The organism is Enterocloster bolteae (assembly GCF_002234575.2).
GTDB lineage: Bacteria > Bacillota > Clostridia > Lachnospirales > Lachnospiraceae > Enterocloster > Enterocloster bolteae.
Genome location: NZ_CP022464.2, coordinates 6220436 through 6245667, shown reverse-complemented (window position 1 = coordinate 6245667; position 25232 = coordinate 6220436). Strand labels below are relative to the sequence as shown.

Genomic DNA, 25232 nt, shown 5'->3' with positions numbered 1-25232 from the left:
CGAATCAGACAATTGACATACGATATAAATAGTGCTACTATGGAAACACAAAGAAAAACGATGCATGTTTGCTTAAAATGAACTAAATGTAATTACTTACAAATGGCAGATATGCATAATTTTTAAAATAATGATGCAAACCTTTGCAAACATACATGCGAAGGCGATGAAAAGAGAGGGAGAGAAATGATGAAGAAAAACCTGAAAAAAGCAGTGTCCCTGGCCCTGGCATCTGTAATGGCATTTTCACTGACAGCCTGCTCAGGCGGGAGCGGGACCACCACGGCAGCGCAGGCAGACGGCAAGGAAGCCGGGAGCGGCACCGGGGACGTGACCATCAAGTTCTGCTGGTGGGGCGGTGACTCCAGACATGAGGCAACTGAGAAGGCGGTGGACGCATTTATGGCAAAGTACCCTGATATTAAGGTGGAATGCGAGTACGGCGCCTGGACCGGATGGGAAGAGAAGCAGTCTCTTGCCATTCAGGGAGGCAATGCGGCCGACGTCATGCAGATTAACTGGAACTGGATTACATCCTACAGCGGCAACGGGACCAACTTTGCAAATCTGGAGGATTACAGCGATGTCCTGGACCTGACCCAGTTTTCCCAGGACAGCCTGGACCAGTGCAAGGCAGACGGCAAGCTGATGGCGGTTCCGGTTGCCCTGACAGGACGTCTGTTCTACTGGAATAAGACTACCTTTGATGAGGTTGGATGTGAGATTCCTACGGATGAAGCTTCCCTTCTGGAGGCGGGGGCCAAGTTTAAGGCTTACAATGAAGATTATTACCCTCTGGCTATGATGGAATACGACAGGGCCATCTTCCTGGTATACTATCTGGAGAGTGTATACGGCAAACCGTGGGTTGAGAACGGTGAGCTTCAGTACACAGCCCAGGAGATTCAGGCAGGCATGGACTTCATGACAAAGCTGGAGGAGGCCCATGTGATTCCTACCATTGCCACGCTTCAGGGTGATATGGCCGATTCCTTAGATAAGAACGCAAAAGTAATCGACGGCAAATACGCTGGCGTATTTGAGTGGGACTCCGCAGTTTCCAAGGTCCAGAAGGCAATCGCGGAGAGTACCACAAAGCCGGGCCAGGAGCTGGTTATCGGGGACTTCCTTAAATTTGGTGATTACGACGGCGGCTTTACCAAGATTTCCATGGCGCTGGCAGTATCCGCAAATTCAGCGCATCCAAAGGAAGCAGCCATGCTGGTTAATTACTTATTAAATGATGATGAGGCAATTGAAATCTGCGGCACTGAGCGCGGCATTCCATGCTCCGCAGAGGGTGTAAAGATTCTGGAGGAAAAGGGAATCGGTGATAAGCTGGTTATGGAGGCCAATGCAAAGGTTCTGGCCTACTCCAAATTCCCTCTGGACCCCATGTTTGAGCATAATGACCTGAAGGCCAATCCGGACGGTGTATATTATAAGGTATTTGGAAAGCTGAGCGCAGGCGACATCACCTCCGCCGAAGCAGCAGAGGATTTGATGAAGGGTATTGACGACTGCTATAATTTCTGATTTTCAGATGGGATTCAGGACAGTTATTGGTTTTTAGATGGCAGGAAATAGAATGGATGTTAGGAAAGCAGTAAAGCACAGGGAAAATTACGACAGCATTGTTACATATTTTAAGACTTTGAAAACGCCCGGCATGGACCAGATGGTCCTGCTGATAGATACCATAGAACAGATGTCCCCGGAAATATACGAGCATTACAGGGCGCTTCAGGACATATTCCGCATGAGATTAAAGGAAATGCTGGCAGGAGGGAATCCGGGCCCGCAGGAGCAGCTTGCATACATGATCCAAAAGGGGTGCAGCACAGGTACGCTGCTCAGGGAGAAGTATGAGCGCTATTTAGATTAACAGGTTTGGAGGTAACCGTATGAAAAAAAAGAAAGGATTCTGGGCGTTGAATATCGGCCTGCTTTACATTCTGCCATGGCTGGTTGGATTTCTTCTGTTCAAGGTATATCCATTTGCATCTTCGCTGTACTACAGCTTTACCAACTATGATTTGTTCAACGGAATAACAAAGACCGGACTTCTGAACTACGAGAAGATATTTACGGATGAGGATATCATCAGGGCATTTGTGGTGACATTCAAATACGCAATATTTGACGTGCCCTTAAAGCTGGCGTTTGCCCTCTTTATCGCATATATTCTCAACTTCAAGCTGAAGGGCGTGAACTTTTTCAGGACAGCATATTATATCCCGTCCATCCTGGGCGGTTCCATCGCCATTGCCATTCTCTGGAGGGCTGTGTTCAATACGGACGGACTGATTAACACGGTAATCACGTTCTTTGGAGGACCGAAGATTAACTGGATGGCCGGCGCTAACAGCGCATTGTTTGTGATTGTGCTTTTACGCGTCTGGCAGTTTGGTTCCGCCATGGTCATTTTCCTGGCAGCCTTAAAGGGCGTGTCAGAAGATTTGTATGAGGCTGCCTCCATTGACGGCGCAGGCAAGTGGACCCAGTTTTTTAAGATTACAGTACCCCTTATCACACCGGTTATTTTCTATAACCTGATTACACAGCTCTGCCAGGCATTCCAGGAGTTCAATGCCCCGTTCCTGGTGACAAAGGGCGGGCCAAACGGCGCAACCACCCTGATTTCCATGCTGATTTACAACAATGCGTTCCTGCGCCATAAGATGGGAATGGCCAGCGCGCAAGCCTGGATCCTGTTCCTGATTGTCATGACGCTGACCGCGGTGGCGTTCATCAGCCAGAAAAAATGGGTATATTATTCAGACGAGGAAGGGAGGTAGGAACGTATGACAAGAGAGACAAAACGGAAAGTCAGCACGGCAATCCGCTACACCCTGCTGATTCTGGTGGGATTTATCATGGTATACCCTCTTATCTGGATGGTTGGGGCCACATTTAAGACCAATTCCGAGATATTTACCAGTGCATGGTTCCTGCCTAAAAACCCTGTGTTCGACGGGTACAGCAATGCCTTTAAAAGCTATGGAGGCAAGATATCCCTGATTACCTCCCTGATTAATACATATAAAATTGTGATTCCCAAGGTGATTTTCACCGTGGTGTCCGCCACTATCGCCGCCTATGGGTTCGGGCGGTTTGACTTTAAGGGAAAGAAGATTTTCTTTGCGCTGCTGATGTCCACCCTGTTTCTTCCCCAGGTGGTTCTTAATGCGCCCCAGTACATTATGTTTAACAAGTGGAAATGGGTGAACACATACCTTCCTCTGATCGTACCCTCCCTGTTTGCAGCAGATACCTACTTTGTATTCATGCTGATCCAGTTCCTCAGGGGAGTGCCCAAGGAGCTGGAGGAAGCTGCCAAGATTGACGGCTGCAATACATTAAAAACGCTGTGGTACGTAATTGTCCCCATGCTGAAGCCGTCTCTGGTGTCCTGCGCCCTGTTTCAGTTCATGTGGACCAACAACGATTTTCAGGGCCCGTTGATTTATATTGCTGATATGCAGAAATATACGAACTCCGTATACCTGCGCATGTCCATGGACGGAGATGTTGGCTTCCAGTGGAACCGTATCCTGGCCATGTCCCTGATTTCCATTGTGCCGTCGCTGATTGTGTTCTTCTGTGCACAGGATTCTTTCATTGATGGTATTGCGGCAGGCGGCGTTAAGGGTTAAAATAGAAAACGGCCAGGGTTGGCCTGGATGGAAATGGGGGCTCTCCTGGGAGGGGCCCCATTCCTGGTTTGACAGCAGCTACAGAGAGACAGAACAGAAAAGAGGTATAAGGCAATGGATTTAAAGGTGATTTATAAAAACGCGCGCTGCGCCGTACTGGAGATAGAGGACGGCGGTACATATGAGACCAGCCGGATGTACCGCCTCTATCTGAACGGGAAGTTTATCCGGGAAACGGGAAATGCTGTCACAAGCATTTATGATCTGAAACCTGATACCAGCTATCAGGTGGAGGCCAGAAGCGGGGAGGGACTTGTGCTTAAGTCCTCCTTTACCACGGACAGCGAATTCGTCACATTGGATGTGCGCGATTTCGGGGCAAAGGGGGACGGGATTCAGGATGACACTCTGTTTATCCAGGCTGCCATTATGGCCTGCCCTGAAAAGAGCCGGGTCCTGATTCCGGCCGGGACCTACCGCATTGTCTCCCTGTTTTTAAAGGATGATGTGAACATTGAGCTGGCTGAGGGGGCGGTGCTGTCCGCGTATACGGACCGGACCCGTTTTCCTGTGTTCCAGGGAATGATCCAGAGCTATGACGAGCAGGGCGAATACAATCTGGGCACATGGGAGGGCAATCCTCTTCCCATGTTTACCGGCATCATAAACGGCGTGAACGTGAAAGGCGCTGTTATCTATGGGCAGGGAACCATAGACGGGAACGCGGGAGACAGTGAGGGAAACTGGTGGCATGAGCCCAAGGTAATACACACGGCCTGCCGCCCCAGGATGATTTTCCTGGAGCGGTGCCGGCAGGTGACGGTTCAGGGAATCACGGTGAGGAACAGCCCCAGCTGGAATATCCATCCCTATTTCTCCGACCACCTAAGGTTCTTTGACCTTAAGGTGCTGAATCCCAAGGATTCGCCAAATACCGACGGACTGGACCCGGAATCCTGTCAGGATGTGGAGATTGCCGGTGTCTATTTCTCACTGGGAGATGACTGTATTGCCGTAAAGTCGGGAAAAATCTATATGGGATCCACCTATAAACGGCCGTCAAAAGACATATCCATCCGCAGATGCTGTATGAGGGACGGCCATGGCTCTGTTACCATCGGAAGTGAGATGGCGGGCGGGGTAAAAAACCTGACCGTTAAGGACTGCATGTTCCTGCACACGGACAGGGGACTGCGCATCAAGACGCGCAGGGGCCGGGGAAAGGATGCCGTGGTGGACGGGATTGTCTTTGAACACATCCGCATGGACCATGTGATGACTCCCTTTGTTATCAACTGTTTCTATTTCTGTGATCCGGACGGCCACAGCGAATATGTGCGTACAAAGGAGGCGCTTCTGGTGGATGAAAGAACACCTTTGATTAAGAGCCTGTGCTTTAAGGATATAGAGGCAGAAAACTGCCATGTGGCGGCTGCCTACATGTATGGTCTTCCGGAACAGCGGATTGAACGGGTGGAGATGGATCATGTCCGTGTCACCTATGCGGCGTCTGCCAGGGAAGGACAGCCCGCCATGATGGATGGCTGCAGCTCCCATATATGCCGCATGGGAATCTACGCCAACCAGATTGAGGAGCTGATTCTTACGGATGTAAAGGTGGAGGGACAGGATGGTCCAGCCATCATCACGGAAAATATCGGCCGTGTCTGCGGAAGCATTTGACAGAAGCCGGAAAACGAGTTAGATTGTATTCGTACGCCCGAACGGGAATGATGCAAATGCTTATAGGGGACAGCAAAGAGGGGGATATTATGGCAGTGACGATAAAGGATATCGCGAAAAGGGCGGGGGTTTCCTATTCCACGGTATCCAGGGCCTTAAACGGCATAGGGGCTGAGAATACGGAGAGCAGGAAGAACATACTGCGCCTGGCTCAGGAGATGGGGTATGTGCCCAACCAGGCCGCCATCAACCTGAAAAAATCCAGATCCTATGTAATTGGGCTGTACTTCTCTACCATCAGTAAGATGACATCGCCGTTTGTGCTCCACGACGTGCTGACAGGGGTTTACAGTGTTGCGGGAAGCAAGTATAATGTAGTGGTTAAAGGTATTGATATGCATGAGCCCGGAACACTGAATCCCAGCTATTTTGACGGAATCATCGTATTGTCCCAGCGAAGCGAGGACATGGAGTTTATGAACGAAGTCCTGGACAAAAAGATTCCCATGTCAGTCATCTGCCGTGCCGTGGACGTGGACGCGCCCAATGTGACCACGGATGAGGCCCTTGCCATGGAACGGGCCATGGACTATCTGCTGGAGAACGGACACCGGAACATCGGCATCATAGAAGGAAATCCGGGGCTGGATTCCAGCCGGCTGCGCCGCAGGGGATGGAGGACGTCCATGACCAGCCACGGACTGGATCCGGATGCCCTTCCTGTTATCAGCGGCAATTACCGGTATGCCAGCGGATACACCGCGGCAAAACAGCTTCTCACCTTCCGGCCCACGGCCCTGCTGTGTTTTAACGATGAGATGGCTTTTGGCGCCAGGACAGCCATTGTGGAGGCCGGCCTTAAGGTGCCGGATGATGTTTCCCTTGTGGGTTTTGACAACTGGGATATGTCAGGCTATTCGGACATGCATTTGACCACAGTGGAGCGCAACATGGGGGAGATTGCCAGGGAGGGAGCCAGGGTGCTGCTTCGGCGCCTGGACGAGGGAATCGTGGACAACCGGAGGATTTACCTGAACAATAAGCTGATAATCAGGGATACGGTTAAGAATCTGAATGTGGAAGAGAGGAAACCATCATGAAAAAGTTAGAAGAGTATGTAAGAAGCATACCGGATTTTCCGGAGCCTGGAATCATATTCCGGGATGTGACCAGCATCCTGCAGGACGCAGACGGGCTTCACATGGCAGTGGACAGCCTGATTGACATGGTCAAGGACCTGGATTACGACCTGGTAATAGGCCCCGAATCAAGGGGATTCATCTTTGGAGTGCCGGTGGCCTATGCGCAGCACAAGGGATTTGTGCCTGTGCGCAAAAAGGGAAAGCTTCCCTGTGAGACCATTTCCATGGAATATGACCTGGAGTACGGACAGGCAACCATTGAAATGCACAAGGACGCCATCCGTCCGGGCCAGAAGGTAATCATTGTGGACGACCTGATCGCCACAGGAGGAACCACTGAGGCAATTGTCAAGCTGATTGAGCAGCTGGGCGGACAGGTGGTAAAGATATGCTTTGTCATGGAGCTGGCAGGACTGAAGGGACGGGAGCATCTGAAGGGATATGATGTGGATTCTGCGATTATTTATGAAGGCAAGTAGGAAAATGAAATAGATTTGGTTACAGAAAGGGCCCATTAGATTGAAAAATGGGCCTTTTTGTTATATCTGTGCATCAAACGAACCCCAAAATTCATCTGATATTTCCTTGAACAAACCCCTTCCCCGTAGTACAATATTAATAATTATCTAAACAGACCAATAAATTTCAGAAAGACAGAGGATTACGGGCATGAGAAGATTACGGATGGCGTCAATAACGGCTCTTTGCATCGGAGCGGCAGTCTTGGCGGGCGGCTGTGCCGGGGAAAACAAAAAAGCTGAAATCCCCCAGGCGGAGGAATCTTCTGCCCTGACAGAGGAAAATGACAGCGACACTGCCATGACCATAGAGTTCTGGCACTATTATAATGATGCCCAGAAGCAGCATTTGGACCAGCTTGTAAAGGAGTACAATGGTACGCTGGGCCTGGAACGCGGCGTGGCCGTGGAGGCTTACAGCCAGGGCTCTATCGCCGACCTGACCAATAAGATAGACTTGGTGCTCAACGGCACCACCAATGATGTGGAGATGGCAAATATTGTGCTTGCCTACAGGGACATGGTGGTCAACACGGTAAAGCTGCATCCCGACAGACTGGTGGAGCTGGGCAGTGTGGTGCCGGAGGCAGATCTGGCACAGTATAATCAGGCATACCTTAACGAGGGTTATATCGACGGAAAGCTTTACATACTGCCGGTGGCAAAATCCACGGAGCTTCTTCTCATGAACCAGACCAGGCTGGATGAATTTTTGGACGCCAATCCCCAATACCGGGAGGAGAACATGGAGTCGTGGGAAGGGCTGGAACGGATGGCTGAGGGATATTTTGAGTGGACGGACAGCATGACTCCCGGTACGGACGGGGATGGGAGACCTTTCATTGGAGTAGATAACCTGGCCAACTATTTTGTGGCTATGAATCATGCTATGGGTTCGGACATCTACCATTACGATGAGAGCGGCACCATGGTGCCGGATTTGGATAAGGGTATTATCGAAAGGCTGTTCCTGAATTATTATGAGCCTTTTACAAAGGGGTATTACGGGGCAAAGGGCCGTTACCGCAGTGATGATGTAAAGCAGTCCTATCTGGCAGGCTGCATCGGATCCAGCAGCAGCGTCCTGTATTTTCCGGAAGAAGTGGCTGATTCCCAGGGAAATATGGTACCGGTTACAACAGGTGTCTACCAATACCCGGTGATGGAGGGGACCACCCCGACGGCAATCCAGCAGGGGGCCGGAGTGGCGGTGTTTAACCGCAGTGATGAGGAAAACAGGGCTGCCCTGGATTTCATACACTGGCTGACCATTGACAAAGGCTTTGAACTTGCCACCTCCATGTCCTATATGCCTGTGGACAATAACGGCATGACAGAGGAGCAGGAACAGCAGATTGATGACGCCAGGGTGCTGAAAGGGATTGAGACCGGACTTAAGCAGAGCAATTCATACCAGATGGTGTATGGGTTTGACTTTGAGAACTCATATGATGTCAGGACAGGGGTGGACGCGTGCTTTAGCGAGGCGCTGAGCCAGGGACGTATGGAGTTTGAGGAGTATCTGGCCAGGGGGATGTCCATGGATGAGGCGGCAGCTTCCATGGACTACGGCAGTAAGGCAGAGGCGTTTTATGAACAGGTAAAGACCATTTTTGAAGAATAGTGTCTGACAGTGCCTCTGTCTGGGGAATGGAGGATATCCCATGAAGAAACGTTTGCTGAGCAACAGGGTGAGGAACGCCATATTAATGGCCATCCTGCTGCAGAGCGTTATATTTGGCTTTGGACTGATGGTGACCGGAACCTTCTCGGGAACAGCCAACCGCCCTTATAAGGTGATGGAATCCCAGGTAGCGGAAAAGGACTCACTTATATCAGGATATATGAATAACTCCCTTCTCATCGCCAATACCATGGAGAAAGAGCTGGCAAAGATAAAGGATGACAGGAAGATACATGACAGACTGATTGACAATTTAAACCACGCATCATCGGTGGACGGCGTCTTTTATCTGGATTTGGACCAGAAGGAGGCTGTTATATACCGGGACGGGGAGCCGCAGATATTTTCGTCTGCCTATGGTGATATCTACTGTGTGGTGGGAAGCTCTAAGAGCGAATATCCCATTGCCCTCTCCAAGGATTGGAGTCCCAAGCTGACGCCGCAGGAATGGGCAAAGGCGGAACTGTTTTGGACAGAAAGGACAAAGGGGGGAAAATGGTTCTTTGATGATAACCGTCTGTATTATGTCATAAGCCAGGAGGTCTATGGAAGCCGCCGGATGATGGGGTTCCAAATCAGCGGGGAAGTGCTGGACTCGTATCTGGGCCTGGATAATCCTCCGTACAAGGGAATGCAGGTACTTCTCATGACGGATGAAAAGATTCTTTACAGCCGGGATAAGGCGTTCATAGGAACGGATTATGACTACAGGGAAGATGGCGGCAGGATTTCATTAACGTATAATGGAGCTTCCTACGACGGTGTGCGCAGCGTCCTGCAGGTTTATGGACATATGGAAGGCGGTTCCGTGTATGTGGGGGCGGTGTGCTACCACTCAGAGCTGGCAGAACTGTCCAGGTCCACCATTGTTATGGTGGCGGGGGTCTATCTGCTGTCCATCGTAATTGCCATCATTTTTTCGTATATAGCCATCTGGATGGTATTAAAACCAATTAAAAAGCTGCAGGAGGACATTACCTGCCAGAACCCGGAGGAGGTTCATTTTAGGGAAAGCGGAATAGAAGAGATAGACCGCATCCACCAGGCCCTTAACGATATGGCCGCAAAGCTGGAGCAGAGCTATTCCAGGTATTCCTTTACCCTGGAATCAGCCGGGGAAAAGGTGGGCAGCTTTGAGTATCAGGAAGGCGGCTCACGGGTCAAACTGAGCTCATCCATCCTGCAGCTGCTGGATATTGGGTCGGACCGCATGGGTTCCGACGGCTGCCTGGACTACGATGTATGGGAGGATATACTTGGCGGTTTGGAGCGGGTTATGGAACTGGAGGACGGATTTTCCTACACGGACAGGGCCTGCAATACCAGGGCCGTTTCCATACGCCAGAGACATGAGGAACACGGCGTGTTCGGCATTGTTATCGACAAGACGGACGCATATATGGAGATACTGCGTCTCAGGAATATATCCCAGCATGACCAGCTCACCGGCCTGTACAACGCGTCCTACCTTAAAAAGGAGGGGCAGAAAATACTGGACGGAAACAGGAGCCGGGTCAACGCCCTTGTTTTCTGTGATTTGGACAACCTTAAGTTTGTGAATGACAATTATGGCCATGAGATGGGAGACCATTACCTGAAGGCTATGGCGGACCTTCTGACCGGCATTGCTTTTGGGGAACAGTGCATGGCGGTCCGCCTGTCGGGCGATGAGTTTGTATTGTTCTTCTATGGCTACAGTGACAGAAAGACCATAGAGGATAAGGTGAGATCCGGATATGAGGGGCGCAGCTCCATCCAGCTGCCGGACGGCACCAGCCGCAGGATCAATGCGTCTATCGGCCTGGCCTTTGCCCAGAGGGAATCCGAGCGCATGGAGGACCTGATAAACCGGGCGGACAGAGCCATGTACCGGGTGAAGCGCACAGAGAAAAACGGGATTGCCATTTATGACAAAACAGACGAGGCAGGGCCGGTATAGAGCGTGTCTAATGACCGCGTTCCGGCCCGGCCCCGCTTTTTTCCAAGCGCCCCTTGCTTTTTTACATAAAAAAAATTATAATGTATCTTGACTATCCATAGGAAAAGGTGACCGAACATATGGCAAATGAGGGAACAAAAGAAAAACTGGATATCGAATTGGAAGCGCCGGCCGACTTTACCAGCCCTGAAGTGCTGTATCAGGACTTGATTAATACAATCCGCAAATATCATCCTTCAGATGATATTACCATGATTGAAAAGGCTTACAGGATTGCAGATGAGGCCCACAAGGAGCAGAAGCGCAAGTCCGGGGAGCCCTATATCATCCATCCGCTGTGCGTGGCTATTATACTGGCCGATCTGGAGATGGATAAGGAGACCATTGCAGCAGGGCTTCTTCATGATGTGGTAGAGGATACCATTATGACCCTGGAGCAGCTGACCAAGGAGTTCGGCTCTGAGGTTTCCTTCCTGGTGGACGGTGTCACCAAGCTGACACAGTTAAACTGGGATAAGGACAAGGTGGAGATTCAGGCAGACAACCTGCGCAAGATGTTTTTGGCCATGGCAAAGGACATCCGCGTTATTATTATCAAGCTGGCGGACCGTCTTCACAACATGAGGACAGGTCAGTACTGGAAGCCGGAGAAGCAAAAGGAAAAGGCCAGGGAGACCATGGAAATTTATGCCCCCATCGCCGACAGGCTGGGCATTTCCAAGATTAAGATTGAACTGGATGATCTGTCCCTTAAGTTCCTTCAGCCGGATGTATATTACGACCTGGTGGAGAAAGTGGCCCTCCGCAAGGATACAAGGGAGGCCTTTGTCCAGGAAATCGTGGACGAGGTCAAGAGCCACATGGAGGATGCGGGCATTGAGTCCACGGTGGGCGGACGTGTGAAGCATTTCTTCAGTATCTATAAAAAGATGGTGAACCAGAACAAGACTCTGGACCAGATATATGATTTGTTCGCAGTGCGTATCATGGTGGAGACCGTGAAAGACTGCTATGCCGCCCTGGGCGTCATCCATGAGATGTATAAGCCTATTCCGGGCCGTTTCAAAGACTATATAGCCATGCCCAAACAGAATATGTACCAGTCCCTGCACACCACCCTCATAGGGAGCAACGGACAGCCCTTTGAGATACAGATCCGTACCTATGAGATGCACAGGACAGCGGAATACGGTATCGCCGCCCACTGGAAGTATAAGGAGAGCGGAAGCGGACAGGTGGCTGCGGGAAGCGCTGAGGCAAAGCTCAGCTGGCTGCGCCAGATTCTGGAGTGGCAGAGGGATACGGACGATTCCAAGGAATTCCTGAGCATGGTCAAGGGAGATTTGGATTTGTTCTCCGACAGTGTGTACTGCTTTACACCGTCAGGGGATGTAAAAACCCTTCCAAGCGGTTCTACACCCATTGACTTTGCATATTGTATACACAGCGCCGTGGGCAATAAGATGGTGGGAGCCAGGGTCAACGGCAAGCTGGTGCCCATTGAATATGTGATTCAAAACGGCGACCAGCTGGAAATCATCACTTCCCAGAACTCCAAGGGGCCCAGCCGGGACTGGCTGGGTATTGTGAAGAGCACCCAGGCTAAGAATAAAATTAACCAGTGGTTCAAGAGCCAGATGAAGGAAGACAATATCGTCAGAGGCCGGGACCAGATAGAACGCTACTGTAAGGCCAAGGGCATTAACTGGTCTGATATCGGCAAGCCTGAATTCATGGAAAAGGTCATGAACCGGTATGCCTATAAGGATTGGGATTCCGTTCTGGCATCCATTGGACACGGGGGCCTGAAAGAGGGCCAGGTCATCAACAAGATGATGGAGGAGCGGGAGAAGAAGTTAAAACGGGAGATTACGGATGCGGATGTGCTCAGCGGCATAGCCGACACAGCGGGAAGGGCCGGTGAGGCCAGTGTCCGCAAATCAAAGAGCGGTATCATGGTCAAGGGGATCCATGATCTGGCGGTCCGTTTCTCCAAGTGCTGCAACCCGGTGCCAGGGGATGAAATTGTGGGATTTGTCACCAGGGGCCGCGGGGTTTCCATTCACCGCACGGACTGTGTGAACATCATCAACCTGCCGGAGGATGAACGGAGCAGGATGATTGACGCGGAATGGCAGATGGCGGAGGGCGCCAGCAACAATGAGCAGTATTCCACGGAAATCAAGATATTTGCCAATAACAGGATTGGCATGTTTGCCGATATATCCAAGGTCTTTACGGAGAAGCAGATTGACATTACGTCCATGAACGTAAGGACCAGCAAGCAGGGCAAGGCCACCATTATCATGACATTTGACATTCATGGGACCGATGAGCTGAACCGGCTGACCGATAAGATACGTCAGATAGAAGGCGTCCTGGATATAGAGAGAACAACAGGATAGCTGTGATGAAAGGGGAAGGATATGAGCGATATTAGGATTAAGACATGTGTACTGGGACAGGTGAGTACCAACTGTTACCTGGTTTATGATGATCAGACCAAGGAGGGTGTGGTCATTGACCCGGCTGACAACGCTCCTTATATTCTGAACAAGTGCAGCGAGCTGGGAATCACTCTCACGGCAGTCCTGCTGACCCACGGCCATTTTGATCATATCATGGCTGTGCCGGATGTAATCAGGGCATTCAGGGTAAAACTCTATGCCTATGAGGCAGAGGAGAATATGCTGGCAGATACAAAGCTTAATATGACCGGAGGATTCAGAGGACCCCAGACCAGCCTGCATGCGGATGTGCTTCTTCACGACGGACAGGAGCTGGAGCTCCTGGGAACCAGGTGGAAGGTGCTGTTCACACCGGGACATACCGCAGGCTCCTGCTGCTTCTATCTGCCGGATGAAGGAATTATCTTTGCAGGGGATACCCTGTTCCGCGGTTCCTACGGCAGGACGGACCTGGCTACAGGGAATACCATTCGTATTGTCAGCTCCATTGTGGACGTACTTTTTGCGCTGCCCGATGATACCATGGTGTATACAGGCCACGGAGACCCCACCACCATTGGATTTGAGAAGCAGGGGAATCCTGTGCTTACAGTAAGAGACAATATCCTCCGGGTAAAAGGACCGGATGCCTTCAAGCAGGAATAAAAGAAGGTTTATAATAGAAAGCAGGTTTTGTATGATTGGACTTTTAATACAGGATAACCAGTACGAACAGGACATCAGAGAACTTCTGATGTCCTTTTATCCAGGTGAGGCTTATGTTCATGAGGTAAAGGACGGGGCGGACTTTTACGTGGAGACGCGGCTGGGAGACGGCGCGGTTTCCATCTATATATGGGAAAATGCAGCTGCCACGGAGGACTGCGGCGGAGATAAGACAGGGCCGGAGGGCTGCGGCGGGGGAGCGGCCGGGCCGGAGCCGGGAAAGGAGCAGGCGCCATCATGCCCGGAGGGTTTAAAGGGCTGGATGTTAGGGGATTCCTGCACCCGTCCCTCGGACCTTTCGGATCACTCCGCCACCAAGAATGTCATAAAGAAAATGTTTTACCTCATGCTGGCAGCGCGCACGGGAAAGGAAATGCCCTGGGGTTCCCTGACCGGCATCCGCCCCACCAAGATCGCCCTCACCAGGCTGGAGGAGGGCTGGAAGGAGGAGGATATCCGGTCCTTTATGAAGGAAACCTATCTTGCCAGCGATGAAAAGATAGATTTGAGCATTGAGATTGCGGCCAGGGAGAAAAAGCTTCTGGAACCATTGGATTATGAGCGGGGTTACAGCCTGTATGTGGGGATACCATTCTGCCCCACCACCTGTCTGTATTGTTCCTTCACCTCCTATCCCATCGGGAAATGGAAGGGGCGCACAGGTCTTTACCTGGAAGCGCTGTTTAAGGAACTGGAATATACGGCCCGGAAGATGGAGGGAAGGCCTCTGGACACGGTCTATTTCGGCGGAGGCACTCCCACATCCCTTTCAGCGGAGGATTTAGAAGCTCTCTTAAGCAGGCTTGAGCAGCTCTTTGATCTGAGCCGGGTGCTGGAGTTCACAGTGGAGGCCGGGAGGCCGGACAGCATTACGATGGACAAGCTTAAGGTACTGAGGGACCACGGCATCACCCGTATTTCCATTAATCCCCAGACCATGAACCAGAAGACCCTGGACCTGATTGGCCGCCACCACACCGTGGATATGGTGAAAGATCGGTTTTACATGGCCCGGGAGCTGGGATTTGACAACATCAACATGGATCTGATTATGGGGCTTCCTGAGGAGAATATGGACGATGTGCGGCGCACCCTGGAGGAGGTAAAGGCTCTGGCGCCGGATTCCCTTACAGTCCATTCCCTGGCCATCAAGAGGGCGGCCAGGCTCAACATGTTCAGGGAAGAGTACGGCGGGCTGAAGATTCAGAACACTCCGGAGATGATTGAGCTCAGCGCTGCCTGTGCCCGCCAGATGGGTATGGAGCCCTATTATCTGTACCGCCAGAAGAACATGGCCGGCAATTTTGAGAATGTAGGGTATTCCCTGCCCGGCAAAGCCTGTATCTACAACATCCTTATTATGGAGGAGATGCAGACCATAGCGGCCTGCGGCGCGGGAACCACCACCAAGGTGGTCTTTCCTTCTGAAAACCGCAGGGAACGGTGTGAGAATGTAAAGGAAGTGGAACAGTATATTAGCAGGATTGACGAGATGATACAGCGCAAGGAGCGCATCCTTTAACCCAGGCCGGGGCCCGCGGTTTATATGGACATATACGGCGCGGAAGCGTAAATGCCGGAGTCATGTAAAAAGAGACATGGTTCCGGCAGATTTTATTATAACGATTGAGTTAATAACCATCTGATAAGGAGAGATATCGTGAAGAAAAGAGAGCGTGTATTTGCGGCAATGAAGCATGAACCGGTGGACAGGATTCCCTGTTACTTTACCACTCATTTTGCCAGGGAGGCAGCCTTTGGGCAGGCAGCGGTGGAAGAACACCTGAAGTTTTTCCGGGAGGTAAATCCGGATATCCAGAAAATCATGAATGAACATCTGGTTCCCAACATGGGCTCCATAAAGACGGCGGAGGACTGGAAATGCATCAGGACCATTACTCTTAAGGATAAATTTATGGAGGATGAGATTGAGCTGGTCAAGAGGGTCCTGGACCGGTGCGACAGGGACGCCTTTAATATCGGTACCCTTCACGGCATCGTGGCTTCCACCATCCACCCCATTGAACCGGATTACGGCTATATGCCGGTGCGGCAGCTGCTCTGCAGCCATTTAAGGCAGAACAAGGGCCCGGTGCTTGACGCCATGAAGCGGATTGCGGACGGACTGTGCCAGCTGGCGGGGAAATTTGTGGAACTGGGTCTGGACGGCATCCTCTACGCGGGTCTGGGAGGCGAGCGGTTCCTGTTTACGGACCAGGAGTTTGAGGAGTATATCATGCCGTTTGATAAGCAGATTATGAAGGCCTGCCTGGAAGCGGGAGGACATAACATCCTGCACATGTGCAAGACAGATGTGAATTTTGACCGGTACGACAGTTATAAAGGACTTTACAGCATTGCCAATTGGGGCATCTATGAGACGGGAATGAGCCTGGCGGAGGGCAGGAAACGGTTTGCGGACTGCGCCATTATGGGCGGCCTCTCCAACCACAAAGGACCACTGATAGAAGGGACCCCGGATGAGATTCGCCAGGAGGTAAGGCGCGTCATGGCAGAAGCCGGTGAGACAGGCTTTATCCTGGGCACGGACTGCACCATTCCCATGGGAGTGCCTTATGAGCGCATGCGGATTGCGGCAGAGGCCATAAAATAGGGTCCAAATAGGGAAAAATCTATGAAAATGCTTGCAAAATCATAAAAGTTGCTTAAAATAAAGATATTGAACAAAAAACAGGATTGGAGAACGCGTATGGCATTAGCAAAGAAGCCGGTCACCGGCATGAGGGATATCACGCCTGCTGAGATGCAGATTCGTGAGTACGTGATGAATCAAATCAAAGAGACCTATAAAAGCTTTGGATTTACCCAGATAGAGACACCCTGCGTAGAGCATATCGGAAACCTGACCAGCAAACAGGGCGGAGATAATGAGAAACTGATTTTCAAGATACTGAAAAGAGGGGACAAGCTGAACCTGGAAGGGTCAAAGGAAGAGAATGACCTGGTGGACAGCGGCCTGCGCTATGACCTCACCCTCCCCCTTTCCCGCTACTACGCCAATAACGCAGCCAATCTGCCAAGCCCCTTCAAGGCCCTCCAGATGGGCAGCGTGTGGCGTGCGGACCGTCCCCAGAAGGGCCGTTTCCGCCAGTTTGTACAGTGTGACATTGATATCCTGGGAGATGCCACCAGCCTGGCTGAAATTGAGCTGATTCTGGCTACCACCACTGCCCTTGGAAGAATCTGCCCGGACAACGGTTTTACGGTCCGTATCAACGACAGAGGCATCCTGCGTGGCATGGCCCTGTACTGCGGTTTTGCGGAGGAGTCCATGGACCAGGTGTTCATCACCCTGGACAAGATGGATAAGATAGGATATGAGGGTGTGGAGAAGGAGCTTCTGGAATCCGGCCACAGCCCAGAGAGCGTAAGCAAATATCTGGACATGCTTAAGAACGTGACAAAGGATTCGGCCGGTGTAAGGGCCCTGGGACAGATGCTCTCAGAGGTGATGCCTGCCGATGTAAGCGAAGGACTGGCCCACATCATGGACACAGTGACGGAGGTGGCTGAGGCTGATTTCGGCCTGGAGTTCGACCCCACTTTGGTCAGAGGCATGTCATATTATACAGGAACTATTTTCGAGGTCTCCATGGAAGGCTTTGGCGGCTCCGTGGCAGGCGGCGGCCGGTATGATAAGATGATCGGCAAGTTTACAGGCATGGAGACACCGGCCTGCGGATTCTCCATAGGCTTTGAACGCATTGTAACCATTCTTATGGACAATGGATTCACTGTGCCCGGCGCTTCTGACAGGAAGGCGTTTCTCTTTGAGAAGGGCGTGGACAGCGCCAGGCTGGCAGCCGTAATCCGCGAAGCCATGGAAGAGAGAAAGAAGGGTGTGCAGGTTCTGGTTGCCCAGATGAATAAGAACAAGAAGTTCCAGAAGGAACAGCTGGGCAGGGAAGGATATACGGAGTTTAAGGAATTTTATAAGGAAAGCCTGAAGAATTAAGGAAAATAAAGGAGATAAGACAATGGCAGAATCAATGGTTGGGTTAAAGCGTACCCATAGATGTACGGAAGTGACCACTGCCCATATCGGTCAGGAAGTGACCGTCATGGGATGGGTTCAGAAGAGCAGGAACAAGGGCGGCATCATCTTTGTGGATTTGAGGGACCGCTCCGGCATCCTTCAGATTATATTTGAGGAAAATGACTGCGGCGCAGAGAACTTCGCAAAGGCGGAAAAGCTGAGGAGCGAGTTTGTAGTTGCCGTTACAGGACGGGTGGAGGCCCGCTCCGGCGCGGTAAATACCAACCTGGCCACAGGAGCCATTGAGATCAGGGCTAACTCCATGCGCATTCTTTCCGAGTCCGAGACACCTCCTTTCCCCATTGAGGAGAACAGCAAGACAAAGGAAGAGCTGCGCCTGAAGTACCGTTTCCTGGATTTGAGAAGACCGGATCTCCAGAAAAATCTTATGATTAGAAGCCAGGTGGCTACCCTTACCAGGGCATTTCTGGCATCAGAGGGATTCCTTGAAATTGAGACACCTACCCTGATTAAGAGTACGCCTGAGGGGGCCAGGGACTATCTGGTGCCCAGCCGCGTGCATCCCGGTTCCTTCTATGCCCTACCCCAGTCCCCGCAGCTGTTCAAGCAGCTCCTCATGTGTTCCGGTTATGACCGTTACTTCCAGCTGGCCCGCTGCTACCGTGATGAGGACCTGAGGGCAGACCGACAGCCTGAATTCACACAGATTGACATGGAGCTGTCCTTTGTGGATGTGGACGATGTACTGGATGTAAATGAGCGCCTGTTAAAGAAGCTGTTTAAGGAAATCTGCGGTTTTGATGTGCAGCTGCCCATTCCTCGCATGACCTGGCAGGAGGCCATGGACCGCTTTGGATCTGATAAGCCGGACCTGCGTTTTGGTATGGAGCTTAAGAATGTTTCAGAGGTGGTTAAGGGCTGCGAGTTCGCAGTGTTTAAGGGCGCTCTGGAAAATGGCGGCAGTGTGCGCGGCATCAATGCCCAGGGGCAGGGACATATGCCCCGCAAAAAGATAGACGCTCTGGTGGAATATGCCAAGGGCTTTGGCGCCAGGGGTCTTGCCTATGTGGCAATCAGCGAGGACGGCACCGTCAAGTCCTCCTTTGCAAAGTTTATGAAGGAGGAGGAAATGACTGCCCTGATAAGCGCCATGGACGGAAAGCCGGGCGACCTGCTGCTGTTTGCCGCTGACCGGAATAAGGTGGTATTTGATGTCCTGGGAAATCTGCGTCTGGAACTGGCCAGACAGCTGGATTTGCTTAAGAAGGATGACTTTAAGTTCCTGTGGGTGACAGAGTTTCCGCTTCTGGAATATTCAGAGGAGGAGGACCGCTACGTGGCCATGCACCATCCATTCACCATGCCCATGGATGAGGATTTACAGTATATTGATTCTGATCCCGGCCGGGTTCGTGCCAAGGCATATGATATTGTGCTGAACGGCGTGGAGATGGGCGGCGGATCGGTCCGTATCCATCAGGCTGATATCCAGTCCAAGATGTTTGAGGTGCTGGGCTTTACGCCTGAGAGGGCCGGAGAGCAGTTCGGCTTCCTTCTGGAAGCATTTAAGTATGGTGTTCCGCCTCACGCAGGCCTGGCATATGGCCTGGACCGCGTGGTGATGCTGATGGTGGGAGCTGACAGTATCCGCGACGTGATCGCGTTCCCCAAGGTGAAGGATGCTTCCTGTCTGATGACAGAGGCGCCCGGACAGGTGGATGAGAAACAGCTGGAGGAGCTGCATATCGCGGTTGCCGCTGAGGAAGAGTAGTATTATATATAAGATTATCACATGGAGCTGGTCCTATGGGCCGGCTCTGTTTTTTGGCTTTGACGGTCAGAATGCAATTTTCAAACAATAATTAAATTTTCAAACAAAACAAAATAGAGAAAAAAGCAGTTGACATTTTTAAATCGGAGTATATAATGTAAATATAAACATATGAACAATCATTCATATGAATGAGAAAAATAAGAGAGGGAGGTTATGAGCCATGGCGATAAACGATGTGGAGTGCTGCGATTTTTACCAGGTCCATGAGAATGTGGTAAAGGCAGTCAATGATAAGATGCCGGATGAGGATAAGCTATATGATTTGGCAGAGATATTCAAGGTGTTTGGGGATTCCACCAGGATCAAAATATTATATGTGCTCTTTGAGGCTGAGATGTGTGTCTGCGACATTGCGCAGCTGCTTAATATGAACCAGTCAGCTATTTCCCACCAGCTGAGAATTCTTAAGCAGAACCGCCTGGTAAAGAGCCGCAGGGACGGAAAGGCAGTATTTTATTCGCTGGCGGACAGTCATGTGAGGACCATCATCAACCAGGGCATGGAGCACATAGAGGAATAGACTTTGAGGCAGATGCCCATGGCGCGGGGATGGGATATGGAATATAAATAAAATAACAAATATGGAGGAGAATAATATGAAGAAAAAATTCAAACTGCAGGACCTGGATTGTGCCAACTGTGCAGCCAAGATGGAGGAAGCAATCAAGAAGATCGAGGGTGTATCAGATGCCACGGTGAGCTTTATGGCCCAGAAGATGACCATAGAAGCAGATGACAGCAGGTTCGATGAAATCATGAAGGAAGTGGTGTCTGTGTGCAGGAAGGTGGAGCCTGACTGCGTTATCCTGCTTTAAGCGAAGCAGTACGGCACCGGAAAGGAAACTGATATGACTAAGAAACAAAAGGCAATGCTGTCCCGTATCATAGCAGCATTCATCATTTATATTACCCTGGCAGTGACAGACCATATGGAGATTTTACCGGAGTGGCTTGGGTTGTGGGGAAAGATGGCCCTGTATCTGGTTCCCTATGTTCTTATAGGATGGGACATTGTATATAAGGCATTCCGCAATATCCGCAACGGCCAGGTGTTTGATGAGAATTTCCTGATGACAGTGGCTACCTTCGGCGCCTTTGGCGTGGGGGAATATTCGGAAGCGGTTGCGGTCATGCTGTTTTATCAGGTGGGAGAACTGTTCCAGAGCTACGCAGTAAACCGTTCCAGGCAGTCCATCACGGAGCTTATGGATATCTGTCCGGAATATGCCAACATAGAGGAGGATGGCCAGTTAAAGCAGGTGGAACCGGACGATGTGCAGGTGGGAGATATCATCGTGGTCAAGGCCGGGGAGAGAATACCTCTTGACGGCAAAGTCGTGTTTGGGAACTCCATGGTGGATACCTCAGCACTGACCGGTGAATCCGTGCCGCGCAAGGTGGCAGAGGGGGACGATATCATAAGCGGCTGTGTCAACGGCAGCGGCCTTCTGCGGGTTCAGGTCACAAAAGAATTTGACGATTCCACAGTGGCAAAGATTCTGGAACTGGTGGAGAACGCCAGCAGCAAAAAAGCCCATGTGGAGAACTTCATTACACGGTTTGCCAGATATTATACCCCTCTGGTGGTAATGGGGGCCGTGCTCCTGGCTGTGATTCCTCCCCTGTTTTTTGGCCAGTCCTGGTCCGAGGGTGTAAGAAGGGCCTGTACCTTCCTGGTAATCTCCTGCCCGTGTGCCCTGGTGATTTCCGTGCCCATGAGCTTTTTCTCAGGCATTGGCGTTGCTTCCAAGAAGGGTGTGCTCATCAAGGGAAGCAACTATCTGGAGGCTCTGTCTGAGATGGATACCATTGTCTTTGATAAGACAGGTACGCTGACCAAGGGAGAATTCAAGGTGACTGAGATTCACGCGGTAACCGGCAGTCCTGTCCCGGAGGCGTCTGAGGTACCGCGGACCAGGGTGTGGGCGGCCAGCCAGCCTTCTGATGAGGGAAAGCGCTCCCTGCTGGAGCTGGCGGCTTTGGCGGAGAGTTATTCGGACCATCCCATTTCGCGTTCCATCAAGGATGCCTGGGGAGATGCCATTGATATGAACCGTGTCAGCAATGCACAGGAAATATCCGGTCATGGAGTTCAGGCGGAGATAGACGGTCATACCGTACTGGCCGGCAACAGCAAGCTGATGAAAGAAATGAATGTGGCGTATCAGGAGTGTATGAGCATGGGTACGGTTGTCTATGTGGCACTGGACGGCGTATACTGCGGATACATTGTCATAGCGGATTCCATCAAGGATGAGGCCTTTGAGGCAATTAAGAATCTTAAAAAGGTAGGCGTCAGAAGGACAGTCATGCTCACCGGCGACAAGAAAGAGGTAGGAGAAGCAGTGGCGGCCAGGCTGGGTCTGGATGAGGTTCATGCGGAGCTCCTTCCGGGGGATAAGGTGGCAAAGGTGGAGGAGCTGCTGGCCCAGCAGACCGGAAAACACAGGCTGGCCTTTGTGGGAGACGGAATCAATGACGCGCCTGTTCTCTCCAGGGCGGACGTGGGCATTGCCATGGGAAGCATGGGTTCAGATGCGGCCATCGAGGCAGCGGATATTGTGCTTATGGACGATAATCCTGCCAGAATCGCGGATGTGGTCCGCATATCACGAAAGACCATGTCCATTGTAAAGCAGAACATCGTATTTGCGCTGGGAGTCAAGGCAGTGGTGCTCTTAATGGGTGCTGCGGGCATGGCCAACATGTGGGAGGCAGTGTTTGCGGACGTGGGCGTGTCGGTTATTGCCATTCTCAACGCAATGAGAGCCCTGTCCCTGTAATAAGCGCGCAGCCCTTTAACAGCGAAGAAAGATTTCGCCTTCAGAAGCATGAAAAAAGCGTATCGGGTACATGAAAATACATGACAACCCGATGCGCTTTGTTTGATTCATGGCGGAAAATATTGTATAAGTGATGACAGCCAAACATGGTCAAACCATTACAGAAGGATGTCCTCCAGGCTCCGTTTTGGCACATAGTGAACCTGATTCCCGTCACGGTAGTATGCGGTGGAGCCGTCTTCCTTTACCGGCACCAGTACCACTTCCTCCTTGGGCTTTCCAAGGGCCAGCACCAGGTCTATGCTGTAATGCTCCGGATCAAGACCCAGGAGCCGTCCAATCTCTGACCGCATGCAGCTGCCAATCATACAGCCACCATATCCCTTTTCCGCGGCAGCCAGCATGATGGTCTGGGCCGTGATTCCATCGTCCCACTGTTTGTTTTTCCCGATAGACAGGTCACAGGCAATGACGATATAGGCTGAGGGTCTCTCGCCCTCCTCTGGTCCCTCCCAATCCTTCAGGGCGCCCGCCCATGCAGTATACGGGAAGATACCGGCACATTCCTCGGGCGTGCACAAAATTTTGAATTTCAGGGCCTGGGCATTGGAAGCAGAAGCGGCCAGACGGGCCGTATCCACCATATCAGCCAGTTCACTGTATGGGATAACAGTATCCTGATAAAATCTTCTGTAAGAGCGGCATTGTTTCACAAGGTCTTTAAGCATAGGCTTCCTCCTAATCCGGCAGTTCGTGGCCGTGGGTGATGTGGCGCTTGATGGCATCGAAGCTCTCAGCGCTCAGGGTGTGTTCCATGCGGCAGGCATCCTCAGCAGCTGTCCTGGGGTCCACACCCAGGTAAATCAGCCAGTTGGACAGCAGTGTATGGCGTTCATACATGGTGTCCGCTATGGCCTGTCCGGATGGCGTCAACGTGATATGTCCCTGGTCGTCCATCTGGACATATCCGTTCTGGCGGAGATTCTTCATAGCCACGCTGACACTGGGTTTGGAGAAGCCCAGCTCAGTGGCAATGTCGATGGAGCGGACATAGGGCTGTTCCTTGGCCAGCATGAGTATGGTTTCCAGATAATTTTCTGCTGATTCCTGTATTTTCAAGTCTGTAAATACCCCCGTTTATTTAGTATGATAGTTCTAAGTGTAACATATAAAAAAACGATTGACAAGAGAGTTAGAAAGTGCTAATCTGTGAATGGAGTTAGAAATAGCTAACCTACAAAAATACGGCAGAAGAAAAAGGCGAAGGGCCGTTAAAGAGCCCGTGGCAGATGTGGAGCCTGGAGCAAACGGAGAACCTGTGGCAAACGGAGAGTCCGGGAATAAACAGGAAGGAAAGGAGGATATATATGAATCTTTCAACATTAATTATTCTGGTCATATTGGCTGTGATTATAGGGGCAGTGGTCCGTATTATGATAAGGGATAAAAAGGCAGGTAAGGGATGCGGCGGATGTGCCGGCGGATGCGGTGGCTGCGCGGGTTCCTCCATGTGCCATGGATACCATGAGCACGGGAAACGCGAGGGGTGACGCCGGGATGAAACGGTCAATAGGATTAAATGTATAAAAGGAAGTTCCGCGGGGCAGGTATCGGCTTAAGTCTCCCGCCCGGAACTTCCTTTTTATTATTTAATCCTGTGACTGGTTTTTACTCGGATTTAATTTCCTTCCACATGTCATTGTAGATGGTGTCCACATCATCCCCCAGATACTGGATAATTTCGCACTTCGGCAGCTTATCCAAATCAGGGAACAGGGCCTTGTTGTTTTTGAGGTCGTCGTCCAGCAAATCATAGGCGCCTGTGTTTGGCGTTGCGTAGGTAATATATTCAAAGTTCTTTTTGGCAATATCAGGGCGGCACAGGAAGTCAATCCATTTCTCTGCATTTTCCTTGTGCTCCGCGTTGGCGGGAATAACCCAGGAGTCGATCCAGTAATTGGTTCCCTCCTCGGGAATTACATACTCCAGGCTGTAATCCAGACCTTGTTCCGCCACAGCATCCTGGATGTAGAGCATTTCACCGGAATAAATCACGCCCACAGCAGCCTCGCCGCCAATCATCTTATCCCTTACCTGGTCAATGACATAGGCCTGGACAAGAGGCTTCTGCTCGATCAACAGGTCGCGTGCCTCGGCCAGCTCATCGGGATTGGTGCTGTTTAAGGAGTATCCCTTCATCTTCAGGGCCACGGTAAACGCGTCTCTTACACTGTTCTGCATAAGAATCTCGCCGCTTAAGCGCTCATCCCACAAATCAGACCACTTGGTGGGAGCGGGAACACCCAGCTCCTCCAGACGCTTGGTGTTGTAGAGAATTCCCATGGTTCCCCAGCAGTAGGGTACGGAATACTTGTTCTCAGGGTCAAATCCCTTGGAGATATCCAGATACTGCTGGCCGATCTCCTTATAGTTAGGGATGTTGTCAAAGTTCAGCTCAGCCAGAAGGCCGTTCTCAATCATGCGCTGAATCATGTAGTCGGAGGGACATACTACATCGTATTTTACAGCGCCGGCCTCAATGACAGGATACATCTCCTCGTTGGTCTCAAATACATCGTAGACAACCTGTATGCCGGTTTCCTCCTCAAACTGGGTGATGACGTCCTCGTCAATGTACTCGCCCCAGTTGTATACGTTTAACTTGTTGTCTTCCTTGTTTCCTCCTTCGGGTGAGGAACCGGACTTGCCGCAGCCGGTTAAAAGGGCGGCGGACAGCACTGCCATGGATGCGGCAGCAAGGGTGATTGCCATTTTCTTTTTCATAATCGTTCTCCTTTAATG

At 51.1% G+C, this 25232-nt stretch carries 22 protein-coding genes; 19 read left to right on the top strand and 3 right to left on the bottom strand.

Annotated features, from left to right (window positions below):
* The first annotated feature begins 186 nt into the window (after positions 1 to 186).
* The 18 genes from CGC65_RS28990 to CGC65_RS28905 all read left to right on the top strand — a co-directional run bounded on the left by CGC65_RS28990 (position 187) and on the right by CGC65_RS28905 (position 22430).
* Entirely contained in the window at positions 187 to 1536 is a 1350-nt protein-coding gene (locus tag CGC65_RS28990; protein ID WP_002569026.1) for an ABC transporter substrate-binding protein, read from the top strand.
* Between the two features lie 52 nt (positions 1537 to 1588).
* On the top strand, positions 1589 to 1885 hold the full coding sequence (locus CGC65_RS28985; RefSeq protein WP_002569025.1) for a hypothetical protein: 297 nt from the start codon (positions 1589 to 1591) through the stop codon (positions 1883 to 1885).
* A 19-nt stretch (positions 1886 to 1904) separates the two neighbouring features.
* Positions 1905 to 2798: a carbohydrate ABC transporter permease gene (locus CGC65_RS28980; RefSeq protein ID WP_002569024.1), complete on the top strand. Its 894-nt coding sequence runs from the start codon at positions 1905 to 1907 to the stop codon at positions 2796 to 2798.
* Positions 2799 to 2804: 6 nt separating this feature from the next.
* Positions 2805 to 3656, top strand: a complete 852-nt coding sequence (locus tag CGC65_RS28975; RefSeq protein ID WP_002569023.1) for a carbohydrate ABC transporter permease — start codon at positions 2805 to 2807, stop codon at positions 3654 to 3656.
* A 114-nt stretch (positions 3657 to 3770) separates the two neighbouring features.
* Positions 3771 to 5339, top strand: a complete 1569-nt coding sequence (locus tag CGC65_RS28970) for a glycoside hydrolase family 28 protein (RefSeq protein ID WP_002569022.1) — start codon at positions 3771 to 3773, stop codon at positions 5337 to 5339.
* Between the two features lie 89 nt (positions 5340 to 5428).
* Positions 5429 to 6439, top strand: coding sequence for a LacI family DNA-binding transcriptional regulator (locus tag CGC65_RS28965; RefSeq protein ID WP_024725967.1), 1011 nt, complete (start codon positions 5429 to 5431; stop codon positions 6437 to 6439).
* The gene (locus tag CGC65_RS28960) at positions 6436 to 6960 is read left to right on the top strand and encodes an adenine phosphoribosyltransferase (RefSeq protein WP_002569020.1); all 525 of its coding nucleotides are present in this window, start codon (positions 6436 to 6438) and stop codon (positions 6958 to 6960) included. Before CGC65_RS28965 ends, CGC65_RS28960 begins: the two co-directional genes overlap by 4 nt.
* 190 nt (positions 6961 to 7150) lie before the next feature.
* A complete protein-coding gene (locus CGC65_RS28955; protein ID WP_002569019.1) occupies positions 7151 to 8623 on the top strand; it encodes an extracellular solute-binding protein in 1473 nt (490 codons plus the stop codon).
* A gap of 40 nt (positions 8624 to 8663) precedes the next feature.
* The gene (locus tag CGC65_RS28950) at positions 8664 to 10622 is read left to right on the top strand and encodes a sensor domain-containing diguanylate cyclase (RefSeq protein ID WP_002569018.1); all 1959 of its coding nucleotides are present in this window, start codon (positions 8664 to 8666) and stop codon (positions 10620 to 10622) included.
* A gap of 119 nt (positions 10623 to 10741) precedes the next feature.
* Positions 10742 to 13027: a RelA/SpoT family protein gene (locus CGC65_RS28945; RefSeq protein WP_002569017.1), complete on the top strand. Its 2286-nt coding sequence runs from the start codon at positions 10742 to 10744 to the stop codon at positions 13025 to 13027.
* 21 nt (positions 13028 to 13048) lie between these two features.
* A complete protein-coding gene (locus CGC65_RS28940; protein WP_002569016.1) occupies positions 13049 to 13735 on the top strand; it encodes an MBL fold metallo-hydrolase in 687 nt (228 codons plus the stop codon).
* A gap of 31 nt (positions 13736 to 13766) precedes the next feature.
* On the top strand, positions 13767 to 15317 hold the full coding sequence (hemZ, locus tag CGC65_RS28935) for a coproporphyrinogen dehydrogenase HemZ (protein ID WP_002569015.1): 1551 nt from the start codon (positions 13767 to 13769) through the stop codon (positions 15315 to 15317).
* A 138-nt stretch (positions 15318 to 15455) separates the two neighbouring features.
* On the top strand, positions 15456 to 16409 hold the full coding sequence (locus tag CGC65_RS28930; RefSeq protein ID WP_002569014.1) for a uroporphyrinogen decarboxylase family protein: 954 nt from the start codon (positions 15456 to 15458) through the stop codon (positions 16407 to 16409).
* A 96-nt stretch (positions 16410 to 16505) separates the two neighbouring features.
* Positions 16506 to 17771, top strand: a complete 1266-nt coding sequence (hisS, locus tag CGC65_RS28925; protein ID WP_002569013.1) for a histidine--tRNA ligase — start codon at positions 16506 to 16508, stop codon at positions 17769 to 17771.
* Between the two features lie 22 nt (positions 17772 to 17793).
* Positions 17794 to 19584: an aspartate--tRNA ligase gene (gene aspS, locus CGC65_RS28920; RefSeq protein ID WP_002569012.1), complete on the top strand. Its 1791-nt coding sequence runs from the start codon at positions 17794 to 17796 to the stop codon at positions 19582 to 19584.
* Positions 19585 to 19807: 223 nt separating this feature from the next.
* On the top strand, positions 19808 to 20167 hold the full coding sequence (locus CGC65_RS28915) for an ArsR/SmtB family transcription factor (RefSeq protein WP_002569011.1): 360 nt from the start codon (positions 19808 to 19810) through the stop codon (positions 20165 to 20167).
* A 76-nt stretch (positions 20168 to 20243) separates the two neighbouring features.
* The gene (locus tag CGC65_RS28910) at positions 20244 to 20462 is read left to right on the top strand and encodes a cation transporter (RefSeq protein ID WP_002569010.1); all 219 of its coding nucleotides are present in this window, start codon (positions 20244 to 20246) and stop codon (positions 20460 to 20462) included.
* 33 nt (positions 20463 to 20495) lie between these two features.
* On the top strand, positions 20496 to 22430 hold the full coding sequence (locus tag CGC65_RS28905) for a heavy metal translocating P-type ATPase (RefSeq protein ID WP_007036246.1): 1935 nt from the start codon (positions 20496 to 20498) through the stop codon (positions 22428 to 22430).
* A gap of 158 nt (positions 22431 to 22588) precedes the next feature.
* Here CGC65_RS28905 and CGC65_RS28900 read toward each other — a convergent pair whose 3' ends face one another.
* On the bottom strand, positions 22589 to 23158 hold the full coding sequence (locus CGC65_RS28900; RefSeq protein ID WP_002569008.1) for a nitroreductase family protein: 570 nt from the start codon (positions 23156 to 23158) through the stop codon (positions 22589 to 22591).
* Positions 23159 to 23168: 10 nt separating this feature from the next.
* Positions 23169 to 23549 carry a metal-dependent transcriptional regulator gene (locus CGC65_RS28895; protein ID WP_007036245.1) on the bottom strand — a complete coding sequence of 127 codons (381 nt, stop codon included), beginning with the start codon at positions 23547 to 23549 and terminating at the stop codon, positions 23169 to 23171.
* A 248-nt stretch (positions 23550 to 23797) separates the two neighbouring features.
* On the opposite strand from CGC65_RS28895, the gene CGC65_RS28890 reads away from it, so the two are divergent.
* Positions 23798 to 23980 carry a FeoB-associated Cys-rich membrane protein gene (locus CGC65_RS28890; RefSeq protein WP_002569006.1) on the top strand — a complete coding sequence of 61 codons (183 nt, stop codon included), beginning with the start codon at positions 23798 to 23800 and terminating at the stop codon, positions 23978 to 23980.
* 118 nt (positions 23981 to 24098) lie between these two features.
* Here CGC65_RS28890 and CGC65_RS28885 read toward each other — a convergent pair whose 3' ends face one another.
* A complete protein-coding gene (locus tag CGC65_RS28885) occupies positions 24099 to 25214 on the bottom strand; it encodes an ABC transporter substrate-binding protein (RefSeq protein ID WP_002569005.1) in 1116 nt (371 codons plus the stop codon).
* Positions 25215 to 25232 lie beyond the last annotated feature (18 nt).